This is a genomic window from Actinomadura roseirufa (assembly GCF_900659635.1).
In the GTDB taxonomy this organism is placed as follows: Bacteria; Actinomycetota; Actinomycetes; order Streptosporangiales; family Streptosporangiaceae; genus Spirillospora; species Spirillospora roseirufa.
Window position 1 is genome coordinate 12,782 of sequence record NZ_CAACVB010000022.1, and the last position, 23,089, is coordinate 35,870.

Genomic DNA, 23,089 nt, shown 5'->3' on the forward strand with positions numbered 1-23,089 from the left:
CCAGGGTGTGGCGGTTCGTCGCAGCAGGGCGTGCGGCGCCTACTTCTCGTTCTCCCGCTTGAGCTGCTGCTCGAGTTCTTCGAGGAGCCGGCGCTCGTCGCCCGGGAGGTCCGCGTACGGAGTGACCCGTTCCGGGTGCCTCCCGTCGTGGGCCCCGCGCCGCGCGCGCCGTGCCGCCCGGGCCGCCGACTCGGCCGACGCCGCGCGCACCGCGGCGATCAGCTCGGTCGTCGGCCAGGCATAGGCACCGCAGTACATCAGGCCGACGCGGAGGTGGCTCATCAACCGTCGCAGTGCCGCGATCTTCCGGTTCTTCCTACGCATGCGAGCCCTCCGGTCCTGGATCCTGCATGCGAGGGTCGCCGGATCCCCTCTCCGGCCGGTCGAGGGTCGCTGGACCACGGCCCGAGTGGCCCGTCTCACCCGTATCCGGGACGGTCCGCGGCCGGTGCGCCCGGCGGCCACGGTGCCGGGGTCCACCGGGCCGCGAGCGGGCCCCGCCATTGCGCGGCCGGTCGCGGGCGGCGACGCTCCGGTGAACGGATATCGGGTTTGCGTGAACAGTGCGACACGAGCAAGGCCGGTTCGGCGGCAACTTCGGTTTGGCATTGTTTGCCGTCCGCCCCGGTGTTTTAGGGCAGCTCGCAGGCCGGTTCCGGCCACGCTGACCAGTACTGATTCTCAAGTATGATCGGATGATCATCGACTCGTGTGGGGACGGTCCTTGTCAATGATCACTAGCGTAATGCCCGACCGCCTTTATGGTTGATGGCTTTCGGTGATACCTGGCGTCAGCTAATGAGGTGGCAGATGGTGGCGGCGGCCGAATCCGGGCGCGAGTGGTCTTCGAGCGCCCTCCGAGGCGCCGCTGTGCATGGTGTGGCGGTCGTGCGGAGCGGTGCCCAGGGGCAGGGCGTTCGCCCGGTGCGGCCCGGCATCACCACTCGATCACCGAGCTGCGGCGGGGGCTAGTGAGCCTAGGGAGTGATCGTCCTGAAATCAAGGGGTCTCCGTTCTTTCTCGAGTGAGATATGTATGTCCAGACGTCTAGCGGGGGAGTTGTTGCCTAGTCCGGAAATCGAGTTGACAATCCTTGCGTGTTGATCGTTCTCGGGGAACAGCGGCGTCCACCAGCTGGACGAGATCAGGAGACGAACGGAGCATGCATTTTCGGATTCTGGGCCCAATGTGGGTCGCCAATGGAGACGTGGAGATAACCCCTACCGCGCCAAAGGTTCGGCAGGTCCTCGCGTTTCTGCTGGTTCGATGTGGAAAGCTCGTACAAGTGGGGGAGCTGATCGACGAGCTGTGGGGCGAGGAGCCGCCCAACAGCGCGATGACGACCCTCCAGACGTACATATACAAGCTCCGGAAGGACGTGCTGGAGCACTGCGGTTCGGCGGAGCTTCACACGAGGATCTCCGGATACCTGCTCGACGTCCCCGCGGAGCTGGGCGATCTGCTCCGGTTCGAGCGACTCGCCCAGGACGGCCGCACCGCCCTGGAGGAGGGCGACGCGGCGCGCGCCTCGACGCTGCTGTCGGAGGCGCTGACCGTGTGGCGCGGCCCGGCGCTGGCCGACGTCGCCGTCGGCGACATCCTGTCGGCGCACGTGACGCGGCTGGAGGAGGAGCGGCTGCGCGTCCTCGAGCAGCGGATCACGGCGGACCTGGAACTGGGCCGGCACCAGCAGCTCGTGAGCGAGCTCAAGATGCTGGTGTCCGAGCAACCGCTCAACGAGCGCTTCTACGGCCACCTCATGGTGGCCCTGAACCGCTCGGGACGCCGCTACGAGGCGCTCGAGGTCTACCAGGGTCTGCGTCGCATGCTGGTCGACGAGCTCGGCATGGAGCCGTCCGCCTCGATCCAGCGGCTGCACCTGACCCTGCTCAACTCCGAGGCCGTGGAGGAGAAGGCGGCGTCCGCGCCGGTCGTCGCGGGCGGGCCGTCCGGCCGGCTGGTGCCGCCGGCGCAGCTGCCGCCCGACATCCCCGACTTCATCGGCAAGGCGGACCTGCTGGACCGGATTCGGGTGGGGTTGCTCGACTCGGGCCGGGAGGGCACCGCCGGGCGCGCTGTGTGCGTCGCGGGGATGCCCGGCGTGGGCAAGACCACGCTGGCGCTGCGCGCGGGCCACGCCAGCCGCGCGGAGTTCCCCGACGGCCAGCTCTTCGCCGACCTGCGCGGAACGTCCGAGCACCCCGCCGACCCCGGCCAGATCCTGGAGGGGTTCCTGCGGGCGATCGGGGTGCCGGCGCACGAGATGCCCGAGAGCCTGCAGGAGCGCTCCAACCTGTTCCGCACCTGGACGATGGGGCGGCGGATCCTGGTGGTGCTCGACGACGCGTCGTCGGTGCCCCAGGTGGCGCCGCTGCTGCCCGCCTCCCCCGGCAGCTCGGTCCTCATCACCACCCGGTGGGGGTTGTACAGCCTGCCGGGGGTCCGGCACGTCCTGCTGGAGGAGATGGGCCAGGACGACGCCGTCGAGCTGATCGAGTCGGCGAGCGGGCGGGCCTATCTCGGGGCCGAGCGGCGGTTCGCCGAGCGGGCCGCCGAGCTGTGCGGGCGGCTGCCGGTCGCGATGCGCAGCCTCGGCTCCCGGCTGGCCGCCACCCGCAACTGGCCGATCGACACGCTGGTGCAGCGGCTGGAGTCCGGCGCCGGCCGGCTCGACCTGCTGGCCTTCGCCGACCTGGACGTCCGGTCCCGGTACGCCGCCAGCTACCGCCGCCTCGACCAGCAGGACCGCAGCATCTTCCGGCTGGTCAGCCTGCTTCCCGCGGCCGGGTTCACCGCCGAGACCGCCGCCCGGCTCGTGGGCTCCGGGACCGACCTGGTGGAGGCCAAGCTGGTCCGGCTGGCCAGCTGCAATCTGCTGTCGGTCGCCGACGCCAGTGCCGGCGAGATCCGGTACCGGATGCACGAGCTGATCCGTCTCTACGCCCGCGAGTGCCTCGACCAGGACTTCCTGGAGCCGATGCGCGCGCAGGCGCAGGCCGACGGAATCCCGTTCGGCAGGCCGCCGGCCGACTCGCGCCTGGACGCGCTGCGCCCGGTCGACCCGCGTCGCCGTGAACTCGAGGCGGGCGAGCCCGCCCGCGACGAGGGCCCCGACCAGCTGCGCCGCAGGCTGCGACGGCCGGACGAGGCCGACCGCCGGGACCCGCAGCAGCACCGGGTCAACGGGATGGCGGGGCAGGGGGCCGGACAGGGCTGACGCCGCCGAACCCCGCTCACCCCCGCTCTCGGGCTCCGGCTGGATCCGGTTGGTTCTCCATTCCGGATCCAGCGGAGTTCAAGTCCTCCCCGTGACAGTGCTTCCACCGGCACTGAAGGGGAGAAGAAGATGTCGAGATTCACGGTGGACGATGTCCGGCGCATTCTGCGGGCCTGCGCGGGCGAGCCGGACACCATCAGCTTGGACGATGACATCAGCACCGTCAGCTTCGAGGACATGGGATACGACTCGCTGGCGGTCCTGGAAATGGCGGCGCGGATCCAGCAGGAGTTCCTGGTCGCCATTCCGGACGAGACGGTCGCCGAACTGCCGACCCCCGACGCCATCGTCGAATATGTCAACCCCCGCATCGCCGCCGCGTGAGCGCCGGGCCGGGGAGAGGCTCGGCCGGGTCCACGTGATGGTCTACGCGAGCGCTCCCGACGCCGACGCGACGGCCGTCGAGGACGCCTACCACGTCATCAGCCGCGCACTGGACGGCACCCCCGGCCTGCTCGGCAACGTCCTGCTCCGCTCCGTGCGCGACCCGTCCGCCTTCGTGGTGATGAGCGAGTGGCGCGACGCCGAGGCGTTCCGCACCTGGGAGGAGGGCGCCGCGCACCGCGACACGACGGCCCCCCTCCGCCCGCTCCAGAACGGGGCGGGACCCGGCGCGCCGTTCGGGATCTACGAGGTGGTCGCGGCCTACTGACACGCGGGTCCGCGGCGGCCGCGGTCCCGGGCCCGGCCCGGGACCGCGGCCGCCGCGCGTTCCGCGCGGCCCCCCTATTCCGAGCGACCGCGCATTGCGAGCGGTCCGGTCGGCGAGGAGCACGCGAGCCGTTCTCGAGCGCCATTCGGCACGGTGTGCCCGTTCCGATCAAGAAAACTCGGGAGGGCCTCTTCATGGACCGGACGATCAAAAGGCGTGACGCTCTCAAACTGGGGGCGGTGGGGGTCACCGGACTCGTCGTTCCCGGTGGTCTGGGCCTCAACTCGCTGCGGCGCAAGGAGCGCCCGGGAGTGGTTCCGGCGGCGTTCACCGTGCCGCTGCAGATTCCGCGGGCGGCCAGGCCCGTCATGCGCACGCTGACGACCGACTACTACCACCTGACCATTCAAGAGGCGCAGGCCGAGATCCTGCCGGGGGTGCGGACGAAGGTCCTCAGCTACGACGGCCAGTTCCCCGGCCCGACGATCAGGGCCGTCAAGGGGCGCCGGGTCGTCGTCCGGCAGACGAACAAGCTGACCGGTGAGGCCGTGGTGCACCTGCACGGCGGGCACGTCTCGCCGGCCAACGACGGTCACCCGGCGAACGGGATCGTGCCGGGCGGCTACCGGGACTACGAGTACCCGAACGACCAGCCCGCCGCGACGCTCTGGTACCACGACCACGTCCACCACATGGAGTCGGAGAACGTCTTCCGCGGGCTGTCGGGGACGTACCTCATCTCCGACCCGGCGGAGCTGAGGCTGGGGCTGCCGAACGGCGCGTACGACGTGCCGATCATCCTGCGGGACATCCGGTTCGACGACGCGGGCCAGATCGTCTACGAGATGGGCGACTTCAAGTACCGCAACACGGTGCTGGTCAACGGCAGCCCGCAGCCCTACTTCAAGGTGGCGGCGCGCAAGTACCGGCTGCGGCTGGTCAACGCCGCCAACATGCGGTTCTTCAACCTGAGCCTGAGCACCGGCGCCGACCTGACGGTCGTGGCCTCCGACGGCGGCCTGCTGCCGGCGCCGCAGCCGGTCAAGAGCATCGCGCTGTCCCCGGCCGAGCGGGCGGACGTCGTGGTCGACTTCAGCGGCTACGCGCCCGGCACACAGGTCGTCCTCACCAACGCGTTCGGGACGGACGAGGCGTCCCGCAGCATCCTGCGCTTCGACGTGGGCGAGCCGGTCCGCGACCGCAGCCGGGTGCCGGCGACCCTGCGCCGCCGGATGAACCTGGGCGAGCCCGACCAGACCCGGACCGTGTCGTTCGGCTTCAACCCGCAGAACCAGGAGTGGCTCCTGGACGGCAAGACCTTCGACATGAACCGGGTCGACGCCAAGATCAAGCGCGGGGACACCGAGATCTGGCAGATACAGAACCTCGGCGTCAGCCCGCCGGTGCCCCACAACATGCACCTGCACGGCACGCACTTCGAGGTGCTCGACCGCGACGGGCAGCCGGTGGCGCCGCACGAGACCGGCCCGAAGGACACCGTGTTCGTCGCGTCCGGCAGCACCGTGCGGATCAAGGTCCGCTGGGACACCTACCTCGGCCGGTACCTCTACCACTGCCACCTGATCGACCACTCGTCCATGGGAATGATGGCGCAGGCCGAGATCGTCGCCTGATCCGCCGGCGGGCCGCCGCGACCGGCGACCCGCCGCCCGACCCGCGGCTCGACCGCCGCCGCGCCGGGGCACCACCGGCCCGCGAGGGGGGTTCTAGCCCGGCGCGGCACCGTTCGAGCGAACCGGCCACGTCCATGGAGAGGGAAACCAGCATGGCGGGACACACCGACAACGAGATCGTCATCAACGCGCCGATGGACCTGGTCTGGGACATGACCAACGACATCGAGTCCTGGCCCACCCTGTTCAGCGAGTACGCCGCCGCCGAGATCGTGGAGCGCGACGGCGACACGATCCGGTTCCGGCTCTCGATGCACCCCGACGAGAACGGCACGGTCTGGAGCTGGGTGTCGGAGCGGACCCCCGACGCGGAGACGCGCACCGTCCGCTCGCGGCGGGTCGAGACCGGCGTGTTCGAGTACATGAACCTGTTCTGGGAGTACGAGCAGGTCGACGGCGGCGTGAAGATGCGGTGGAAGCAGGACTTCACGATGAAGCCCGGCGCGCCGCTCGACGACGAGGGGATGACGGCGCGCCTCAACCGCAACACCGCCGTGCAGATGGAGCGCATCAAGCGCATCGTGGAGGAGGCGGCCGAGCGCGCCGCGGGCGGCGTGCGCTTCGACCACACCGGCCGGCGGGTGCTGGTCACCGGCGGGACCCGCGGCATCGGCCGGGGCATCGTGCTGGCGTTCGCGCGGGCCGGCGCCTCCGTCGTCACCTGCTACCGCAACGAGGGTCCCGCGGTGGACAGCCTCGTCAAGGCGCTGAGCGAGACGCCGGGCGACCACAAGGTCATCAAGGCCGACGTGGGCGTCGAGGCCGAGATCGAGCGGCTGGTCGAGGCGTGCCGCGAGCACCTCGGCACGATCGACGTCATCGTCAACAACGCCGGCAGCATCAGCCACGTCCCGTTCGACAAGCTGCCCGCCGACGAGTGGCGGCGGGTGCTGGACGTCAACCTGACCGGCACGTTCCTGGTCGTGCAGAAGTCGCTGCCGATCCTGTCCCCGGGCGCCTCGATCATCAACATCGGGTCGAAGGTCGCGACCGTCGGCATCCCGCTGCGCTCGCACTACACCGCGTCCAAGGCGGGCCTGCTCGGGCTGACCCGCTCGCTCTGCAAGGAGCTCGGCCCGAAGGGGTACCGCGTCAACCTGGTCGCGCCCGGCCCGATCGAGACCGAGGAGGAGGTGTCGCCCGAGGTCCGCGCCCGGTACGAGAAGCTCACGGCCGTCGGGCGGCTCGGCGTGACGGCCGACATCGCGGGGCCGGTGCTCTTCCTGGCCAGCGACATGGCCGCGTTCATCACCGGAGAGACGATCAACGTCGACGGAGGGATCTGACATGGCGGACGAGACGCGCATCTTCCGGGTCATGCTGCGGATGAACATCAAGCCCGGGATGGAGCGGGAGTTCGAGGAGACCTGGCACAGCGTCGGCCACGCGATCACCGAGGACCCGGCCAACATCCGCCAGTGGCTGTCCCGCGAGGACGGCGAGGAGGGCGTCTACCACGTCGTCAGCGACTGGGTGGACGAGCCCGGGTTCCGCCTGTTCGAGCGCAGTGACAAGCACCTGGAGCACCGCACCAAGCTCCACCCGTACCGGTCGTCGGCCACGATGGCGACGATGCAGGTGGTCTTCGAGATGACCGGCAAGGCCACGGCGGAGCCGCGGCCGTCCGTCACCGCGGGCTGACACCGGGCGCCGCGCCGCGGGACGCGGGTTCCAGGGGGACACGCCCCGGCGCGGCGCCGCTCGACGCCCCGGCCGGCGGGTGCGAGCGATCCTCGAGCCGGCGATCCGGCCGGGCCCGCGGGGACGGCGAGTCATCACGAGGAGGGGACCATGAGAGATGACCCGGGACGTCGCGAGATGCTGCGCCGAGGCGGCCGGTGGCTGCCCGCCGCGGGCGCGACCGCTTTGCTCGCGCCCGCGCTGACCCCGGACCGCGCGGAGGCGGGCACCACCGGGACGCACCCGCTCACCGGGACGTGGATGACGGAGGTCACGGTCGCGGGCTCGGGGCGGCCGCCGGAGAAGGGGATGTTCTCCTTCGGGCGGGACGGCCTGGTCTCCGGCACCGACGCCTCACGGGTCACGGGCTTCGGCACGTGGAAGGCCACCGGGGCGCGGACCTTCGCCATCGTCTACCGGCACTACGTCGTCTCCAACGACGAGATCGGCGGGATCGTGGTGGTCGAGATGACCGGGACCGTGACGTCGTCGACGGCGTTCACCGAGACCGGGACGGCGAAGTTCGTCGATCCGGGCGGCACGGTGGTGCTCACCCACGAGGCCACCGCCACCGGGACCCGGTTCGGCTTCGGCCCGTGGGAGCTGGGCGGCTGACGGAGCGGACCCGGCGGCGGAGTCCTCCGGGAGGGTCATCAGGACGGGGGCCGGGCGCGCGACGCGCGTCCGGCCTTACGGCTGCCCGGAGACGGGTGCCCCGGCAGGCGTCCGCGCGCCGCGCCGCCGAGCGGCCCTCGATCACACGTCGAGCCCACCGGCGCAGGGTGCCGAGTGTGCGGAGCCCGGCCGGGTCCGCCCTTGGCGAGCCGATCGGAGGAAGCCGTGCTCGAGAACACGCTGACCGTTCTGGGCCTTGCGGGAAGCGGGCTCACCGCGGGCGTGCTGCTGGCGGTGGCCATCAGCGTGGTGCCCGCGATGGCGGCGGTGTCACCGCAGCTCTACGTGCGCTTCCACCAGTTGCTCGGCCGCAACTGGGACCCGACCATGCCGGTGATCGTGCTGGCCTCCGCGCTCACCACCGCGACGCTCGCGGTGGTCGCCGACGGCACCGCCGCCCGGTCGCTGTTCGGCCTGGGGGCCGCGCTGCTGGTCGGCGTCTCCGGTGTCTCGCACCTGCTGAACGTGCCGCTGAACCGGCAGGTCAAGGGGCTGGACCCGGACGCGCCGCTGCCGGCGGAATGGCGCGACCCGCGGGCGGTCTGGCGCCGCTGGCACCTGCTGCGCACCGGGCTCGCGATCGCGGCCCTGCTGGTGAACGCCCTGGCCACCGTGGCCTGACCGGAAACGACCGAGGGAGCGAGCTGATGAGCGGTACGACGGAGAAGGCCCCCGAGAAGGGCACCGAGCAGGGCGCGGAGAAGGGCACGGTGCGCAACCGCGTCATCGGGTTCGTCGGCCTCGGCGTGATGGGGGCCGGGATGGCGGGGCGGCTGGTGGAGACGGGCCGCACCGTCCGCGTCTACAACCGGACGGCGGCCAAGGCGGCGCCGCTCGTCGCGGCGGGCGCGGTCGCCGCGGCCACCGCCGCCGAGGCGGTCCGGGGCGCGGACGCGGTGGTCGTCAGCCTCGCCGACGAGGCCGCGGTCGAGCGGGTGCTGTTCGGGGACGCGCTGAAGGGCCTGGCGCCCGGCACGCCCGTCATCGACACCTCCACCGTCACGCCCGCCTTCGCCCGGCGGGCCGCCCTCCGGCTCGCCGAGGCCGGCGCCCGCCGCGTCGAGGCGTGCGTGCTCGGCAACCCGCTGCAGGCCAGGGCCGGCGAGATGCGGGTGATGGCCGCCGGGGAGCGGGCGGACGTGGAGTCGGTCCGGGACGTGCTGGAGGACCTCGGCCAGGAGCTGCGGTACTTCGGCGGCGCGGGCGCGGCCGCCACCATGAAGCTGGTCCTGAACGTGCTGATCGGCGCCGAGATCGCCGCGCTGGCCGAGGCGGTGGCGCTGGGCGAGAGCGGCGGCCTGGACCGCGCCGACGTGCTGGAGTGCGTGGGCGGCAGCGGCGTCAGCTCCATGGTGATGACGTTCCGCGCGGCCATCATGAGGGAGCGCCGCTACGAGCCCGCCGCGTTCCGCACCAGCCTGATGGCCAAGGACCTGCGGTACGCGATCGACCTGGCGGGCGGCGCGGCGGCCGGGCTGCCGCTGGCCGAGCGGGTCCTGGAGATCGTCGAGCGGGCGGTCGAGGGCGGCGACGGGGACCGGGACCTGGCGGTGCTGGCCGAGCACGCCGGGCGCGGCTGAGCCGCCGGACCGGCCGTGCCGGGGCGGCGCCGCCGCGCGCGGCGCGGTGCGGGCTCACCGCTCGTCCAGCGAGCCTCAAGCGGCCGCGTGTGCGATGAAGGCGAATTGACCGCCTCGGGATTTGGAGGTTTCCATGCCTTACGCCGCGATCACGTACCGAATCAAGCCGGGCAGCGACGACGCCCTGGCGGAACTGTTCGAGAGTTTCCAGCGGGTCGACACCCCGGCCCTGGAGAACGAGTCGGGGGAGAGCGTCGGACGGCTGCTCGGGACCGCGGTGTTCGTCAAGGACGAATTCATGGTCCGAGTGATCCACTACGAGGGCGACTTCGTGGCCATCGCCCGGCACATGGCGCGCCAGTCGGGCGTCCACAACCTTGAGGAGAAGCTGGCGCCCTTCCTCACCCACCGCAAGCCCGCGAGCTCGCCCGAGGAATTCCAGGAGAACTTCCGTAACGCGCTGATGCGCTGCGTCTCACAGCTCTCCGTCGAGACGCATCCGACCGGGAACTGAGACCGGCCGGCTCCAGCGAACAGGAGCCAACATGAGGGAACCCTCAGCAACGATCACAGGACCGCCCGCCGTGTCCGCCGCCGGCCCGCCCGCGCCGGCGGCGGCCCCGCGGGCCGCGGCGGTCCCGCAGTTCGTGGTGCTCGGCCCGCTGGAGATCTACGACGGACTGGGCGTCCGGACGCCGCGTGCGCACAAGCCGAGGGTGTTATTGGCGATCCTCCTGGTGCGCTGCAACACCGTGGTCTCCACGGACACGCTGATCTCCGAGCTCTGGGGGGACCGCCCCCCGCGGACCGCGCTGAAGGCGCTGCGCGTGTACATCACGCAGCTGCGCCAGGTCCTGGCCGGTCTCCGCCCACCCGGTGGGGGACCGGCCATCGTCACCCGTGCGCCCGGCTACCGGCTGGAGATCGACGACTCGGCGTTCGACCTGCCGCAGTTCCGGCGGCTGTGCGAGCTCGGCCGGATCGCCCGGGAGACCGGCGACCTGCGCGAGGCCCTGCTGTACTGCCGGGGCGCCACCGCGCTGTGGCGCGGCCCGGCGCTGGCCGACGTGCGCTCCTCCCCGCTGCTGGAGGGCGTCGCCCTGCGGCTGGAGGAGTCCCGGGTCTCCGCGCTGGAACGGCGCCTGGAACTGGAGATCCGGATCGGCGGAAACGCCGATGTCATTTCCGAGCTCCGTGCCCTCGCCGCCGATCATCCGCTGCGCGAGCGCGTCCATTACCAGTTGATGGTGGCGCTGAGCGAGGCCGGTCGGCGCGGTGACGCACTCCAGGTCTTCCGGGAACTGCGCGGCAACTTCGCCGCAGAACTCGGCGTGGAACCGGGGCGCGATCTCCAACTCCTGCACCAGGCCATTCTCGCAGCCGATGAGCGTGCTCTTCCGCCCTGGGGGGCATGGGACAGGTGATCGCGCTCGGTCGCAATTTTCCGCCGATTGTTCCCGATTTTATCCGTCCCTGAAAGGCTGATCCTCCAAGGCCATTTCAGAGAGCCCCGCGGGGGGCGAGCAGCCGGACGGCAAGGAGGACGGCATGGATTTCGGCCTTAAAGGCAGGCATGCGGTGGTGACGGGGGGCACCCGCGGGATCGGCCGCGCGATCGTCCTGGCCCTGGTCGAGCAGGGGGCCACGGTGACGACCTGTCACCGCACCGAGACGCCCGAGGCGGAGAGCCTGCGGGAGGAGATGGCGGCGGCGTCGGCCGCCGTGCGGATCGTCCGGGCGGACGTCGCGGACGCGGCCGGCGCCCGGCGGCTGCTCGACACCGCGCACGAGGCCCACGGGCCGGTGGACGTCCTCGTCAACAACGCCGGGGTGATCAGTCACCTGCCGCTGGCGGAGATGCCGGAGGAGGAGTGGTCCCGGGTGGTCGGCACCAACCTCACCGGCACCTACCAGGTGATCCGGGCGTCCCTGGACCGGCTGGCCCGGCCGGCCTCCATCGTCAACGTCACCTCCGCGGTCGCCCGGCACGGGATGCCGAACGCCGCGCACTACGTCTCCTCGAAGGCGGGCGTCATCGGGCTGACCCGCGCGCTGTGCAAGGAACTCGGCCGCGACGGCGTCCGCGTCAACGCCATCACCTGCGGCATCGTCGACAACACCGGGCAGAAGAGCCCGCAGGGCGAGGCCGGGAAGCGCCGCTACGCCGAGATGACCTCGCTGGGACGGCTCGGCGAGCCCGCCGAGGTCGCCGACGCGGTGCTCTTCCTGGCCAGCGACGCGGCCCGGTACGTGACCGGCGCCGTGCTCGACGTCGACGGCGGAATCTGACCCGGGGGAGGAGAAGCGATGGTCCGCGCGGTGCTCACGATGCTGGTCCGAGAGGGATGCGAGAGCAGCTTCGAGGAGATCTGGAGGAAGGCCATGAAGGCGCCTCCGCGGGGCAGTCTCGGCCAGGCCATGATGTGCGACGAGAAGCAGCGCCGGCTCTATGTCATCACGGGTGACTGGGAGAGCCGGGACGCGTTAGAGGCGTTCGAGGGAAGCGCCGGGCGGCAGGCCATGTCCGCCGCCTTCGAGCCGCTCCGCGAGTCGGCGAGCAAGCAGGTTCTGGAACTCATCGCCCGGGCCTGAGGGCCGCCGGGCGTCAACGGAGGAAGGCGGCAGCGATGACGGTACGCGTTCTTGTCCGTGCCACCCCGCGTAAGGAGGACCGGGAGAAGTTCGAGGCGGCCTACCGCGAAGTGACCCGGACGGTGCGCGGCACTCCCGGACATCTCAACGACGAACTGCTCCGCGACGGCGACGACTACGTCCTGCTCGCCGAGTGGGAGAGCGAGGAGGTGTTCCGGGCCTGGGAGGACGCGCCCGAGCACCTGCGGATGGCGGCGCCGATGCTCCCGTACTGGGGCGAGAACGGCGTGGAGCGCCGCATCTACGAGGTGAGGGCACGGCTCGACACCGTGTGATCGACACCTGTGATCGACACCGTTCGGCCGGCACCGCGTCGGCCGGGCCCGGAACCCGGGCCGGGGCGTCCCGGCCCGGGTGGCCCGGGTCCGCGCGGACCCGGGCGTCCGAGACAGGAGGGATCGGCATGCCTGCCGTGCGAAACGCGATCGTCGCCGGCGCCGGGATCGGCGGCCTGACGGCCGCCGTCGGGCTGCGCCGGGCGGGCGTCGAGACCATCGTGCTCGAACGCCGCTCGACCCCCGACCGGCTGCTGACCGGCGGGGGGTTCATGCTCTGGCACAACGCGGTGCTCGCCCTGCGCGAGCTCAAGCTGGACGAACCGGTCGCCGGGGCCGGCGTCGAGATCGTTTACCACGAGTTCCGGTCCGATCGGAACCGGCGGCTCGCCCGCTGGGACGTCGCGCCGGAGGCCGCCCGGCACGGCGCGCCGGCCCTCGGGCTGCGGCGGTCGGAGCTCAACGCGCTGCTGATGGACGCGGCGGGCGACCAGGTCCGGCTCGGGGCCCGCTGCGCCGGGTTCACCCAGGACGCGGACGGCGTCACCGTGTTGCTCGACGACGGCACGGAGCTGCGCGCGGACGTCCTCATCGGCGCCGACGGGATCCGCTCCACCGTCCGCGAGGGGCTGCGCAAGGGGCACGACCTGCCGCTGCGGTACGCCGGGTACACCGCCTGGCAGGCGATCACGCGGCTGCGGGGCGAGGACGTCGTGCCCACGGGGACCTTCTTCAACCTGTGGGGGAGGGGCGGGCTCCGTTTCCTCTACATGCGGCTGAACGAGGACGAGGTCTACTGGGACGCCATCACCGCCGACAGCGTCGGGGCCTCGTTCGACATGCTCGCGAAGTCGCGGCGCGAGGTGATGGCGGAGGCGTACCGGGACTGGCCGGATCCCGTCCCCCGCATCGTGGAGTCCACGGCGGAGGAGGCGATCCTGCCGATCGACATCTTCGACCGGCCGCCGGACCGCGCCGGCGGCTGGGGGCGCGGCCGGGTGGTGCTCATCGGCGACGCCGCGCACCCCATGACACTGAACCTGAGCCAGGGCGCGGGCCAGGCGATCGAGGACGCGGTCGCGCTCGTCCGGCTGCTGTCGTCGCACGACTCCGTGCCCGCCGCGGTGGCCGCCCTGGAGGACCTGCGGCTGGAGCGGGTGGCGGGCATGGTGAAGACCGCCTGGACGATCGGCGCGATGGGGCGCTGGCGCAGCGGGCCGCTGTGCGCCGGGCGCGACCTGTTCATGCGCGCGTTCTTCGACTCGGTGGGGCGCAAGCAGAGCTACCGGCAGATGATGGACGTGCGCTTCTGATGGCCGTCGACGTCATGCTCGCGGTGTTCCTGCTTCTGTCTGGCATTCTCGCGGGGGTCCTGTTCACGGTCGAGATGGCGATCGTGCCCGCGGTCGCCGTGCTGCCCGGTGAGCGGTACGTCCAGATCCACCGGCTGCTGGACCGCCGTTTCGACCCGCTCATGCCTCGGGTGAACAAGGTGTCGCTGGCGCTCTGCGCTCTCCTGGTGATCTTCGCGGGCGGCGTGTGGCCGCGAGTCGCCCTCGCCGTCGCCGGACTGTGCGTCGTCGGGGTGGCGGTGGTGTCGGAGGGCTGGAACGTCAAGCTCAACCGGGTCGTCGACCGCTGGGACCCGCAGGCTCCGCCGGACGACTGGCAGGGGCTGCGGGCCCGGTGGGCGGCGGCGAACCGGGTGCGCACGCTGCTCGCGGTCGCCGGGTTCGCGGCGGCCATCGCCGGAGCCGCCCTGGCCTGGGGCTGAGGTCCGGGCCGAGGTCGCGGGCCGGGCCCCGGCCGGCGGAGGCTAGGTGCTCTTCTCCTGAACTTTCCGTACGGATGGTAGCCATGATGATAGTAATCATGTAGACAATGAGCAGAGATTGCCGCACCGGGAGGTAGGGATGTCCAGATACCTGGCGTTTCCAGCAGGTCGAAGGGCCAAATGGGTCGTGCTGGTGGCCTGGGTGGTCATCCTCATGGCCGCGGCGCCCTTCGCGGGCAAGGTGTACGACGCCGTCGACAACGACCGGCTCGGCTACCTGCCCGGAAAGGCGGAGTCCACGGCCGTCCTCGAGGCCCAGGAGAAGTTCCCGGCGGGGCGGGTCAATCCCGCGATCATGGTCTACCGGCGCGAGGGCGGGCTGACCGCGGCCGACAAGCGGCTCGCGGCGGCCGACCAGCGCAAGCTGCTCGCCAAGTACACCCCGAACGCCCGGCCCGAGCAGCCGGTCGTCTCCCAGGACGGCCAGGCGCTGATCTACAGCGTCCCGCTCGTCGCCCCCAGCAACAAGCAGGAGGGCGCCTACATCCTGGACTCGGTCGACCAGATCCGCGACATCCTCGGCACGCCGGGCGGCGGGCTCGACCTCAAGGTCACCGGACCGGCCGGCCGCGACGCCGACCAGTTCCTGATCTTCCGGGACATGGAGACCACGCTGCTGCTGGTCCCGGTCGTCGTCGTCGCGGTCCTGCTGCTGCTGATCTACCGCAGCCCGGTGCTGTTCCTGCTGCCGCTGCTGTCGGTCGCGGTGGCCAACCAGCTCGGCAGCGCGTTCATCTACGGCCTGATCAAGAACACCGATCTCGTCATCAACTCGATGTCGGCGGGTGTGCTGAGCATCCTGATCTACGGCGCGGGGACGGACTACGCGCTCCTGCTGATCGCCAGATACCGGGAGGAACTCGGCCGGCACGAGGATCGGCACGAGGCGATGAAGGAGGCGCTGCGCCGCTCCAGCGGGACGATCATCGCGTCCGGCGCGACGGTCGGCCTCGGGCTGCTGTGCCTCGGCGTCGCCGACCTGAACGCCACCCGGGCGCTCGCCCCCGTCGGCATCCTGGCGGTCGTGTCCGCCGTGTTCGCCATGCTGACCCTGCTGCCCGCGCTGCTGGTCATCTTCGGCCGCTGGGTGTTCTGGCCGAAGGTCCCGCACCTCGGCGACGAGACCAGGCACCTGGCGATCTGGCACCGTGTGGCCGGTCTGGTCTCGACCCGCCCGCGCCTGATCTGGACGGTCACCACCGGTGTGCTTGCGCTCGGCCTGCTCGGCCTCACCGCCTTCAACGTCCCGCAGCAGACCTACTTCACCAAGACGCCCGACTCCGAGCGGGGCCAGACGCTGATCTCGGCGCACTTCCCGGCCGGGGACAGCAACCCGGCCACGGTGATCGCGAACGCGGCCCAGGCCGAGCCGGTCCGGGCCGCGGCGCTCGCGTCCGGCGCGGGCCAGGTCCAGGAGGTCGGCCGCGTCGGCGGCAAGGTCCAGTACACCGCCACGCTGAAGGCCGAGCCGCGCTCGGCCGCCGAGCGCGGGGTGGTCGAGAAACTGCGCGCCGGCGTGCACGCCGTGCCCGGCGCCGACGCCAAGGTCGGCGGCCCGGCGGCGATCGGGCTCGACCAGCGCGACACCAACGTACGGGACTCCTGGCTGGTGATCCCGCTGGTCCTGGTCGTCATCCTGCTGGTGCTGTTCTGGCTCCTGCGCGCGGTGACCCTGTCGCTCATGCTCATCGCGACGGTGGCCCTGTCGTTCGGTGCCACGCTCGGCATCTCCACGCTCGCGTTCGAGTACGGGTTCGACTGGGCGGGCCAGGATCCGCAGCTCCCGCTGCTCGCCTTCGTCTTCCTCGTGGCGCTCGGGGTCGACTACAACATCTTCCTCATGAGCCGTGTCCGCGAGGAGAGCGCCAGGCACGGCACGCACGAGGGCACGCTCACCGCGCTGGTCAGCACCGGCGGCGTGATCACCTCGGCCGGCGTGGTGCTGGCCGCCACGTTCAGCGTGCTGGTGACGCTGCCCGTCGTCGGCTTCGCCGAACAGGGCCTCGTGATCGCGGCGGGCGTGCTGATCGACACCTTCATCGTCCGCTCGCTGCTGGTCCCGGCGCTCACCTACGACTTCGGTGACCGGGTCTGGTGGCCGAGCGGACTGGCCCGAGGCATCCAGAGGACACCGGCGGGCCGGAGGACGCTGCAGCCGGAGAAAAGGGCGTGAGACGACCATGACCGATGCGACCGCCGCCTTCCACGGCGAACCGGGCGACACCTCCACCTTGCTCGGCCAGTCCGCCGAGCGGTACCTCGACCGGGCGGCCGGCTCGCTGGCCGCGGTGAAGGCCGAGATCCTGCGCAGGCTCGCGCCCGCCCCCGGGCGGCGCGTGCTGGACGTGGGCTGCGGGAACGGCACCGACGTGCTGGAGATCGCCCGGCACGTCGGCCCCACCGGGGCGGCGGTCGGCGTCGACGTGAACGAGGAGGCGGTCGCGGGCGCCATCGCGCGGAGCCTGGCGGCGGGCGCGGCCGCCTCGTTCCAGGTGGCCTCCGCGCACGCGCTGCCCTTCCCGGACGCCTCGTTCGACGTGTGCCGGTCCGAGCGGATGGTGCAGCACCTGGCGGACCCCGCCGGGGCCGTCCGGGAGATGCTGCGGGTCACCCGGCCCGGCGGACGCGTGCTGGTCGCCGATCCCGACCACGGCATGTGGGCGCCGGACCTGACCGACATCGAGGCCGCGCGCACCGTCCTGACCTGGTGGTTCGACCACATCCGCAACCCGTGGATCGGGCGCCGGCTGCACGGGCTGCTCGGCGCCGCCGGGCTGTGCGACGTCGAGGTCACCGTCATGCCGGTGGTCCTGCGGGGAGTCGCGGCGGCGGACGGGCTCACCGGGCTGGTCGGCGCGCTGCGCCGCGCCGGCGAGCTCGGCGTGATCCCGGCGGACCGCGCCCGCGCCATGCGCGAGGAGGCCGCCCTGCGCGACACGCAGGGCGGGTTCCAGATGTACGGCGCGATGGTGCTGGCCGAGGGGCGGCGGTCCGAATGACGGCCGCCGCCCGCGAGGCGGGCCGATACGCCGACTGCGTCGACGACGCGCTGGACCGCCTCTGGGAGGTCGGGTTCGAGTTCGGTCCCGACTTCGCGGTGCACGCGCCGATGGTCGCCGAGACGATGGCGACCCTCGGCCTGCACGACGACGTCCCCCGGTGGATCGAGGTCAACCGGAAGCAGCGCGGCCACCACGTGCCGCCCGCCGCGGGCGAGCCGCTGCCCGACGACCCGGCGCGGGCACGCCTGGCGGCGCTCGGCGACTACCGCCGGGTCGCCGACTGGGTCGGGTACTTCGAACGGCGGCTCGCCGAGCGGCCCTGGCGCGAGGTGCTGGTGGAGTGGTGGCCCGTCCTCATGGAGGGCGCGCTGTCGGCGTTCACCCACGGCCTGATCCGGACCGCGCACGCCGTCCGCGCGCTGCGCACCGTCCCGGAGCCCAGCGCGCTCCAGCTCAACGAGCTGGCCCGCGGGCTGGCGTACTGGGCGGGGCGCTACACCGTCCTGCCGCGGCGGCTGCGCGCCGAGGGACCGCGGGTGGAGTCGGCGGCGGACATCCCCGCCGCGCTCAGCGAGCTGACCGCGCTGCACGCCGGACGGTACGCCGAGACGGCGCCCTACCCACCGATCCCGCTGGTGCACACCGTCACCGCGCCCGCCGCGCTGCGGCTGGTGCTGCCGGTCCTGCCGGCCGAGCTCCAGCTGAGCTCCTACGCCGCCGTCGTCACGGTCGCCGAGGCCGTCTGGAAGGCGTTCCCCGTGACGCCGGGCACCGGCCCGGCGGCGGCGGAGGGGTACCTCCCGCCGGCCGGCGAGCTGCTCGTCGCGCGGTCGGTGGAGCTGGGGGAGGAGCACGCCATCAAGCTCACCGAGGCGTGCCTGCGCGAGGACGCGTTGCGGCCCGACGACCGCTACCGCGCCGCCGCGCACACGCTGATCGCGAATTTCACCGTCTGAGGGGGGACGACCGCCATGGCCGCCGACTACGACATGACGATCATGCAGGTCACGCACAACGCGCTCCGCCGCGACCTGCGCCATCTGGGGGACGCCGCCGAACGGCTGGACCCGGGCGACGCCCGCGGCCGGGCCGCGGTGGGGCTCGGCTGGACCACGCTCAAGGCCATGCTGACCAGCCACCACGAGGGCGAGGACAAGCACATGTGGCCGCGGATGCGGGCCGGGCTGGGCGGCGACCCGGACGGTCTCGCGGTCCTCGCGGCGATGGAGGCCGAGCACGGCCGGATCGACCCGCTGATCGCCGCCGTGGACACGGCTCTCGCCAAGGGCGACGCCGGGGCGATGGCCGCGGCGGCGGTCGCGTTCGGCGACGAGGTCGCCGCCCATCTCCGGCACGAGGAACGGGAGGCGCTGCCGCTGGTGCGGGTCGCGATGTCCGCGGCGGCCTGGGACAAGGTCATGGTCGACATGCGCGGCAACGGGCTGGCGGCGCTGAAGTCGGCGCCGGAGTTCTTCCCCTGGCTGATCGGCGAGGCGGATCCGGCGGACCGGGCCGCGGTGCTGACCCGCGTCCCGCCGCCGCTGCGGCTGCTGTACGCCAAGGTGTGGCTGCCCCGCTACGCGAGGCAGCCACGCTGGCACGGCGGTCGCTGACCGCCGCCGTCACCGACCGGCGGCGGGCGGTCCCGGCGGGCGGCCGCCGGGGCCGCCCGGCCCGGGGATGACGCCGAGCTGCTGCATCATCCCGAGGTCGTCGCGGACCGCCCAGTGCTCGGCGATCCGCTCTCCCTCGAACCGGACCATGTGCAGCTGCCGCACCTGGACCTGCTTGCCGGTGCCCGGCAGCCCCGACCCGGGCAGCGGGCCCTTGTGGGTCCCCTTCATCACCATCCGGAAGGCGACGATGTCCCCCTCGGCGATGACCTCCTCGATGTCGTAGTCGAGGTCGGGAAAGGCGGCGCGAGCCTGCTCGCGCACCGCCAGCACCCGGGCCGGCCCGCGCTGCGGGGCGCCGCTGTGGTCGTCATAGTCGGCGGTGTACAGCGACTGCGCGACCTCGGGATCGACCTTTCCCCGGAGAATGTCCAGGGATTTTACAAGGATTTCCTTGTTGCGTTCTTCTTTGCTTTTCTCGGCCATGCGGAATCCTTCCACCGCTCCGGGGAATTTGTCAGTCAATTTGAGGCTAGCCAGCGCGCATATTGCTGTCAAGGTCGATTTTCGGACCAACTTTCCGGTGCTTAGTCTCCGTTTTATCCGGCCACGCGACACTGACTGGGGCGCCCCGGAGGGCCCCCGGAGCGTCGGAGGGAGCCGAAGATGGCCACGTGGACCGCGGCCGACATACCTGATCTGTCGGGAAAGACGGCGATCGTCACCGGTGCGAACAAGAACCTGGGCTTCCACACGGCCCTGGAGCTCGCCCGCCACGGCGCGGACGTCACCCTGGCCTGCCGTAACCGGGAACGCGGCAACGCCGCGCTGGAGGGGATACGGCGCGCGGCGCCGGACGCCGAGGTCTCCCTCGCCGTGCTGGACCTGGCCGACCTCGCCTCGGTCGAGCGATTCGCCGGCGAGTACGGAGCGGCCCGTCCCGGCCTGGACATCCTGGTCAACAACGCCGGCATCCTCGGCATCCCGAGGGTGCTCACCGCCGATGGTTTCGAGACCCAGTTCGGCGTCAACTACCTCGGCCATTTCGCACTGACCGGCCGGTTGCTGCCGCTGCTGCTCAACCGTCCCGGTGCCCGGGTCGTCAGCCTGAGCACCTGGATCGTCAACAGGATGGGCACCATCGACTTCGACAATCTGCAGGGCGAGCGGGCCTACGACAAGTTCAACGCCTACAACCAGGCGAAACTGGCCAATCTCGTGTTCTCCCGGGAACTGTCGCGCCGCTATTCGGGGCGCGGGCTGTCGGGGGTGTCGGCGCACCCCGGCTTCGCGGTCAGCGACCTGCAGTACACCGGCCCGCGGATGGAGGGCAGCCGGTTCCAGGAGCTGTTCTTCAAGATCCCCACGCTGCTGTTCGCCAAGCCGACGGCGACCGGGGCGCTGCCGACGCTGTACGCGGCGACCGCCCCGGACGTGATCCCGGGGGCCTGCTACGGGCCGACCGGCCCGGCCCAGATCCGCGGGCGCACCGGGAAGGTCTCCACCCCCGTGAAGATCCACGACCCCGAGCTGGCCCTGCGGCTGTGGGACGTCTCGGAGCGGCTCACCGGGGTGTCCTACGCCGAGACCGCCCTGTCCGAGACGAAGGGATCCTGACCATGGAACTGGTGCCGGTGCTGCCCCAGGTGCAGACCTTCCACGGCCGGGTCGCCCTCGTGACGGGCGCGAGCAGCGGGATCGGCGCGGCGACCGCCTGGACGCTGGCGGCCCGCGGCGCCGCGATCGCGGTGAACTACCACCGCGGCGAGGCGGCCGCCAAGGAGATGGTCGAGTCGATCAAGGCGGCGGGCGGCCGCGCGCTGGCCGTCCAGGCCGACGTGACCGACGCCGAGCAGGTGCGGGCGATGGTCGAGCGGACCCGGGCCGAGCTCGGGCCCATCGACGTGCTGGTGCTCAACGCGACCGGGCTGTACGCCGAGGACGTCAGGTTCGCCCCGTTCGCGGCCACCCCGATCGAGGTGGTCGAGCGGACCGTCCAGCGGCAGCTGCACGCGCTGCTCGCCCCGGTCGACGCCGTGCTGCCCGAGATGCTGGAGCGGGGCCGCGGGTCGATCGTAGCGGTCGGCGCGGCGCTGTCGCGCACCCCGGCGGCGGGGTTCCTGCCGCTCTCGATGGCCAAGGCGGGGGTGGAGGCGGCGGTCAAGACCCTCGCCCAGGAGGTCGGCCAGCACGGCGTCCGCGTCAACGGGGTGGCCCCCGGCCTGATCCTCACCCGGGTCGCCGACGGGCTGCCCGAGCCCGCGCTGCGCGCCAACGCCCAGCGCGCCGCGATCCGCCGCAACGGCGTCCCCGAGGACGTCGCCGAGGTCATCGCCTTCCTCGCGGCGGACTCCTCCGAGTACATGACCGGCGCCTATCTCATGGTCGACGGCGGGACCGCGCTGGTGTGAGGGGCCCGCGCGCCGGGCCGCCTCGTTCGTCCTTCAACCGCGACGGGAGAAGAGGGCTGATGTTAGACAAGGCAACCAACTGCGATGTGCTGATCATCGGATCGGGGATGGCGGGCTCGATGCTCGGCGCGATCCTGGCCAGGGGCGGTGCGAAGGTCGTCCTGGTCGACGGCGTGACGCACCCGCGCTTCGCCGTGGGAGAGTCGACGATCCCGCACTTCCTCGTCCGGCTGCAGATGCTCGCCGCCCGGTACAAGGTGCCGGAGATCACTACGCTGGAGAGCATCGACCGGGTGGACAAGGAGATCGGCACCACGTTCGGGATCAAGCGGCACTTCGCGTTCGTGTCGCACCGCGAGGGCGAGGAGCCCGACCCGCGCGAGACGATCCTGGCGGGCGTGCCGAAGGCGCTGTACAAGGCGACGCACATCTTCCGCCAGGACAGCGACTCCTACATGTTCCACGTCGCGATCAAGTACGGCTGCGTCCCGCGGCAGAACTGGCGGGTGGCCGACATCGACCTCCGCGATGACGGCGTGACGGTGACGGGCCAGAACGGCGAGGTCATCGAGGCCCGGTACGTGGTGGACGGCAGCGGCTTCCGCTCGCCGATCGCCGACAAGCTGGACCTGCGCGACGACCCCTGCCGGTTCAAGACCAGCACCCGGTCGCTGTTCACGCACATGGTCGACGTCCCGCCCTTCGACCACATGGTGGACTGGCCGAAGGAGCAGCGCCCGCCGCTGCGCTGGCACGACGGGACGCTGCACCACACCTTCGACCGCGGCTTCTTCTGGATCATCCCGTTCGACAACCGCAAGAAGTCGACGAACCCGCTGTGCAGCGTGGGCCTCGTCCTCGACACGCGCGTGCATCCGAAGCCGGCCGACATGACGCCCGAGGAGGAGTTCTTCTCCTTCGTCGACAAGTTCCCCGCCGTCAAGCGGCACTTCCGCGGGGCGCGCCGCGTCCGGGAGTGGGTGTCGACCGGACGGGTGCAGTACTCGTCGAAGAAGACGGTGGGCCGCCGCTGGTGCCTGATGTCGCACGCGGCGGGCTTCATCGACCCGCTGTTCTCCCGCGGCATGTCCAACACGGTCGAGGTCATCGACGCGGTCGCGTGGCGGATCCTGGAGTCCCTGAAGGACGACGACTTCTCCGAGGAGCGCTACGAGTACGTCGAGCGGCTGCAGCAGGGTCTGCTGTCCTACAACGACGACCTGTGCAACACCTCGCTCCTGGCGTTCCCGCACTTCAAGCTGTGGGACGCGATCTTCAGGGTCTGGGGCTTCAGCTCCAACTACGGGGCGATGCGGCTCAGCCGGGCGCAGCTCCACTACAACCTCAACGGCGACGACCAGGTCTACCGTGACCTGGAGAAGGCCCCCAACACCGGGTTCTGGTGGCCGGACGAGCCGGAGACCAAGGCCATGTGGGACGCGATGGTGGAGACGGTCGAGAAGTTCGAGGTGGGCGAGGTGTCGGCGGACGACGCCGCCGAGCGGATCCTGCGCATGGTCCTGGACTCCGACCTGCCGCCCGCCGCGTTCGGCTACAAGGACCCCTCGAACCACAACCTGCACCCGACCACGATGGACCTCGCCCGGTTCATGACCTGGGCGATCAAGGACGGCCCGCCGGCGGCGCGGGAGCTCGCGGCCGGCACGGTCGAGGCCATGGGGCGCGCCGCGCTGCGCCGCAAGAAGATCGGCTGACCGGGCGCGGACCTCCGAGAGGGCGAGGA

Annotated in this window: 25 protein-coding genes; 23 read left to right on the top strand and 2 right to left on the bottom strand. The window is 71.7% G+C overall.

From position 1 onward, the window contains the following. Positions 1-39: 39 nt before the first annotated feature. A complete protein-coding gene (locus E1291_RS07380; RefSeq protein ID WP_131736977.1) occupies positions 40-324 on the bottom strand; it encodes a hypothetical protein in 285 nt (94 codons plus the stop codon). A gap of 862 nt (positions 325-1,186) precedes the next feature. Between E1291_RS07380 and E1291_RS07385 the strand changes: the two genes are divergently transcribed. The 20 genes from E1291_RS07385 to E1291_RS07480 all read left to right on the top strand — a co-directional run bounded on the left by E1291_RS07385 (position 1,187) and on the right by E1291_RS07480 (position 18,934). Then, on the top strand, positions 1,187-3,217 hold the full coding sequence (locus tag E1291_RS07385; protein WP_278045238.1) for an AfsR/SARP family transcriptional regulator: 2,031 nt from the start codon (positions 1,187-1,189) through the stop codon (positions 3,215-3,217). Between the two features lie 129 nt (positions 3,218-3,346). Then, entirely contained in the window at positions 3,347-3,601 is a 255-nt protein-coding gene (locus E1291_RS07390; RefSeq protein WP_131736979.1) for an acyl carrier protein, read from the top strand. 37 nt (positions 3,602-3,638) lie between these two features. Next, positions 3,639-3,929: an antibiotic biosynthesis monooxygenase family protein gene (locus E1291_RS07395; protein ID WP_242614001.1), complete on the top strand. Its 291-nt coding sequence runs from the start codon at positions 3,639-3,641 to the stop codon at positions 3,927-3,929. A gap of 239 nt (positions 3,930-4,168) precedes the next feature. Beyond that, positions 4,169-5,563 carry a multicopper oxidase family protein gene (locus tag E1291_RS07400; protein ID WP_242614002.1) on the top strand — a complete coding sequence of 465 codons (1,395 nt, stop codon included), beginning with the start codon at positions 4,169-4,171 and terminating at the stop codon, positions 5,561-5,563. 152 nt (positions 5,564-5,715) lie between these two features. After that, positions 5,716-6,909, top strand: coding sequence for an SDR family oxidoreductase (locus E1291_RS44900; RefSeq protein WP_306434452.1), 1,194 nt, complete (start codon positions 5,716-5,718; stop codon positions 6,907-6,909). 1 nt (position 6,910) lies between these two features. Further along, the gene (locus tag E1291_RS07410) at positions 6,911-7,264 is read left to right on the top strand and encodes an antibiotic biosynthesis monooxygenase family protein (protein WP_131736982.1); all 354 of its coding nucleotides are present in this window, start codon (positions 6,911-6,913) and stop codon (positions 7,262-7,264) included. Between the two features lie 150 nt (positions 7,265-7,414). Further along, positions 7,415-7,918 carry a hypothetical protein gene (locus E1291_RS07415; protein WP_131736983.1) on the top strand — a complete coding sequence of 168 codons (504 nt, stop codon included), beginning with the start codon at positions 7,415-7,417 and terminating at the stop codon, positions 7,916-7,918. Between the two features lie 225 nt (positions 7,919-8,143). Next, positions 8,144-8,599 carry an anthrone oxygenase family protein gene (locus tag E1291_RS07420; RefSeq protein WP_131736984.1) on the top strand — a complete coding sequence of 152 codons (456 nt, stop codon included), beginning with the start codon at positions 8,144-8,146 and terminating at the stop codon, positions 8,597-8,599. A 26-nt stretch (positions 8,600-8,625) separates the two neighbouring features. Then, complete coding sequence (locus E1291_RS07425) at positions 8,626-9,558, top strand: NAD(P)-dependent oxidoreductase (protein WP_131736985.1); 933 nt, start codon at positions 8,626-8,628, stop codon at positions 9,556-9,558. Between the two features lie 133 nt (positions 9,559-9,691). Next, positions 9,692-10,072 carry a SchA/CurD-like domain-containing protein gene (locus tag E1291_RS07430; protein WP_131736986.1) on the top strand — a complete coding sequence of 127 codons (381 nt, stop codon included), beginning with the start codon at positions 9,692-9,694 and terminating at the stop codon, positions 10,070-10,072. Positions 10,073-10,103: 31 nt separating this feature from the next. Next, positions 10,104-10,982 (top strand): AfsR/SARP family transcriptional regulator, encoded by an 879-nt coding sequence (locus tag E1291_RS07435; protein WP_207400606.1) that lies wholly within the window; start codon positions 10,104-10,106, stop codon positions 10,980-10,982. A gap of 124 nt (positions 10,983-11,106) precedes the next feature. Continuing rightward, positions 11,107-11,847, top strand: a complete 741-nt coding sequence (locus E1291_RS07440; RefSeq protein WP_131736987.1) for an SDR family NAD(P)-dependent oxidoreductase — start codon at positions 11,107-11,109, stop codon at positions 11,845-11,847. Between the two features lie 18 nt (positions 11,848-11,865). Next, the gene (locus E1291_RS07445; RefSeq protein ID WP_131736988.1) at positions 11,866-12,150 is read left to right on the top strand and encodes an antibiotic biosynthesis monooxygenase; all 285 of its coding nucleotides are present in this window, start codon (positions 11,866-11,868) and stop codon (positions 12,148-12,150) included. Between the two features lie 35 nt (positions 12,151-12,185). Next, positions 12,186-12,485: an antibiotic biosynthesis monooxygenase family protein gene (locus tag E1291_RS07450; protein WP_131736989.1), complete on the top strand. Its 300-nt coding sequence runs from the start codon at positions 12,186-12,188 to the stop codon at positions 12,483-12,485. Between the two features lie 128 nt (positions 12,486-12,613). After that, on the top strand, positions 12,614-13,798 hold the full coding sequence (locus tag E1291_RS07455) for an FAD-dependent monooxygenase (protein WP_131736990.1): 1,185 nt from the start codon (positions 12,614-12,616) through the stop codon (positions 13,796-13,798). Next, positions 13,798-14,259 (top strand): anthrone oxygenase family protein, encoded by a 462-nt coding sequence (locus E1291_RS07460; RefSeq protein ID WP_131736991.1) that lies wholly within the window; start codon positions 13,798-13,800, stop codon positions 14,257-14,259. The genes E1291_RS07455 and E1291_RS07460 overlap by 1 nt, the downstream gene beginning before the upstream one ends. 139 nt (positions 14,260-14,398) lie before the next feature. Further along, entirely contained in the window at positions 14,399-16,492 is a 2,094-nt protein-coding gene (locus tag E1291_RS07465) for an MMPL family transporter (protein WP_131736992.1), read from the top strand. 7 nt (positions 16,493-16,499) lie between these two features. Next, a complete protein-coding gene (locus tag E1291_RS07470; RefSeq protein ID WP_131736993.1) occupies positions 16,500-17,318 on the top strand; it encodes a methyltransferase domain-containing protein in 819 nt (272 codons plus the stop codon). Beyond that, positions 17,315-18,277: a questin oxidase family protein gene (locus E1291_RS07475; RefSeq protein ID WP_131736994.1), complete on the top strand. Its 963-nt coding sequence runs from the start codon at positions 17,315-17,317 to the stop codon at positions 18,275-18,277. Before E1291_RS07470 ends, E1291_RS07475 begins: the two co-directional genes overlap by 4 nt. 15 nt (positions 18,278-18,292) lie before the next feature. Then, on the top strand, positions 18,293-18,934 hold the full coding sequence (locus tag E1291_RS07480; RefSeq protein WP_131736995.1) for a hemerythrin domain-containing protein: 642 nt from the start codon (positions 18,293-18,295) through the stop codon (positions 18,932-18,934). 9 nt (positions 18,935-18,943) lie between these two features. Here the strand turns inward: E1291_RS07480 and E1291_RS07485 are convergent, their stop codons facing one another. Continuing rightward, positions 18,944-19,420 carry an ester cyclase gene (locus E1291_RS07485; protein ID WP_131736996.1) on the bottom strand — a complete coding sequence of 159 codons (477 nt, stop codon included), beginning with the start codon at positions 19,418-19,420 and terminating at the stop codon, positions 18,944-18,946. A gap of 180 nt (positions 19,421-19,600) precedes the next feature. Between E1291_RS07485 and E1291_RS07490 the strand changes: the two genes are divergently transcribed. The 3 genes from E1291_RS07490 to E1291_RS07500 are packed head-to-tail and all read left to right on the top strand — an operon-like array spanning position 19,601 to position 23,060. Then, positions 19,601-20,551: an oxidoreductase gene (locus E1291_RS07490; RefSeq protein ID WP_131736997.1), complete on the top strand. Its 951-nt coding sequence runs from the start codon at positions 19,601-19,603 to the stop codon at positions 20,549-20,551. Between the two features lie 2 nt (positions 20,552-20,553). Beyond that, a complete protein-coding gene (locus E1291_RS07495) occupies positions 20,554-21,345 on the top strand; it encodes an SDR family NAD(P)-dependent oxidoreductase (protein ID WP_131736998.1) in 792 nt (263 codons plus the stop codon). A 59-nt stretch (positions 21,346-21,404) separates the two neighbouring features. After that, complete coding sequence (locus E1291_RS07500; RefSeq protein WP_131736999.1) at positions 21,405-23,060, top strand: NAD(P)/FAD-dependent oxidoreductase; 1,656 nt, start codon at positions 21,405-21,407, stop codon at positions 23,058-23,060. The last annotated feature ends 29 nt before the right edge of the window (positions 23,061-23,089 follow it).

What these genes read in the sequence shown, in the direction of transcription:
- E1291_RS07380 (WP_131736977.1), bottom strand. Translation starts at nt 324, where the DNA reads ATGCGTAGGAAGAACCGGAAGATCGCGGCACTGCGACGGTTGATGAGC.
- E1291_RS07385 (WP_278045238.1), top strand. Translation starts at nt 1,187, where the DNA reads ATGTGGGTCGCCAATGGAGACGTGGAGATAACCCCTACCGCGCCAAAG.
- E1291_RS07390 (WP_131736979.1), top strand. Translation starts at nt 3,347, where the DNA reads ATGTCGAGATTCACGGTGGACGATGTCCGGCGCATTCTGCGGGCCTGC.
- E1291_RS07395 (WP_242614001.1), top strand. Translation starts at nt 3,639, where the DNA reads ATGGTCTACGCGAGCGCTCCCGACGCCGACGCGACGGCCGTCGAGGAC.
- E1291_RS44900 (WP_306434452.1), top strand. Translation starts at nt 5,716, where the DNA reads ATGGCGGGACACACCGACAACGAGATCGTCATCAACGCGCCGATGGAC.
- E1291_RS07410 (WP_131736982.1), top strand. Translation starts at nt 6,911, where the DNA reads ATGGCGGACGAGACGCGCATCTTCCGGGTCATGCTGCGGATGAACATC.
- E1291_RS07415 (WP_131736983.1), top strand. Translation starts at nt 7,415, where the DNA reads ATGAGAGATGACCCGGGACGTCGCGAGATGCTGCGCCGAGGCGGCCGG.
- E1291_RS07425 (WP_131736985.1), top strand. Translation starts at nt 8,626, where the DNA reads ATGAGCGGTACGACGGAGAAGGCCCCCGAGAAGGGCACCGAGCAGGGC.
- E1291_RS07430 (WP_131736986.1), top strand. Translation starts at nt 9,692, where the DNA reads ATGCCTTACGCCGCGATCACGTACCGAATCAAGCCGGGCAGCGACGAC.
- E1291_RS07435 (WP_207400606.1), top strand. Translation starts at nt 10,104, where the DNA reads ATGAGGGAACCCTCAGCAACGATCACAGGACCGCCCGCCGTGTCCGCC.
- E1291_RS07440 (WP_131736987.1), top strand. Translation starts at nt 11,107, where the DNA reads ATGGATTTCGGCCTTAAAGGCAGGCATGCGGTGGTGACGGGGGGCACC.
- E1291_RS07445 (WP_131736988.1), top strand. Translation starts at nt 11,866, where the DNA reads ATGGTCCGCGCGGTGCTCACGATGCTGGTCCGAGAGGGATGCGAGAGC.
- E1291_RS07450 (WP_131736989.1), top strand. Translation starts at nt 12,186, where the DNA reads ATGACGGTACGCGTTCTTGTCCGTGCCACCCCGCGTAAGGAGGACCGG.
- E1291_RS07455 (WP_131736990.1), top strand. Translation starts at nt 12,614, where the DNA reads ATGCCTGCCGTGCGAAACGCGATCGTCGCCGGCGCCGGGATCGGCGGC.
- E1291_RS07460 (WP_131736991.1), top strand. Translation starts at nt 13,798, where the DNA reads ATGGCCGTCGACGTCATGCTCGCGGTGTTCCTGCTTCTGTCTGGCATT.
- E1291_RS07465 (WP_131736992.1), top strand. Translation starts at nt 14,399, where the DNA reads ATGTCCAGATACCTGGCGTTTCCAGCAGGTCGAAGGGCCAAATGGGTC.
- E1291_RS07470 (WP_131736993.1), top strand. Translation starts at nt 16,500, where the DNA reads ATGACCGATGCGACCGCCGCCTTCCACGGCGAACCGGGCGACACCTCC.
- E1291_RS07475 (WP_131736994.1), top strand. Translation starts at nt 17,315, where the DNA reads ATGACGGCCGCCGCCCGCGAGGCGGGCCGATACGCCGACTGCGTCGAC.
- E1291_RS07480 (WP_131736995.1), top strand. Translation starts at nt 18,293, where the DNA reads ATGGCCGCCGACTACGACATGACGATCATGCAGGTCACGCACAACGCG.
- E1291_RS07485 (WP_131736996.1), bottom strand. Translation starts at nt 19,420, where the DNA reads ATGGCCGAGAAAAGCAAAGAAGAACGCAACAAGGAAATCCTTGTAAAA.
- E1291_RS07490 (WP_131736997.1), top strand. Translation starts at nt 19,601, where the DNA reads ATGGCCACGTGGACCGCGGCCGACATACCTGATCTGTCGGGAAAGACG.
- E1291_RS07495 (WP_131736998.1), top strand. Translation starts at nt 20,554, where the DNA reads ATGGAACTGGTGCCGGTGCTGCCCCAGGTGCAGACCTTCCACGGCCGG.
- E1291_RS07500 (WP_131736999.1), top strand. Translation starts at nt 21,405, where the DNA reads ATGTTAGACAAGGCAACCAACTGCGATGTGCTGATCATCGGATCGGGG.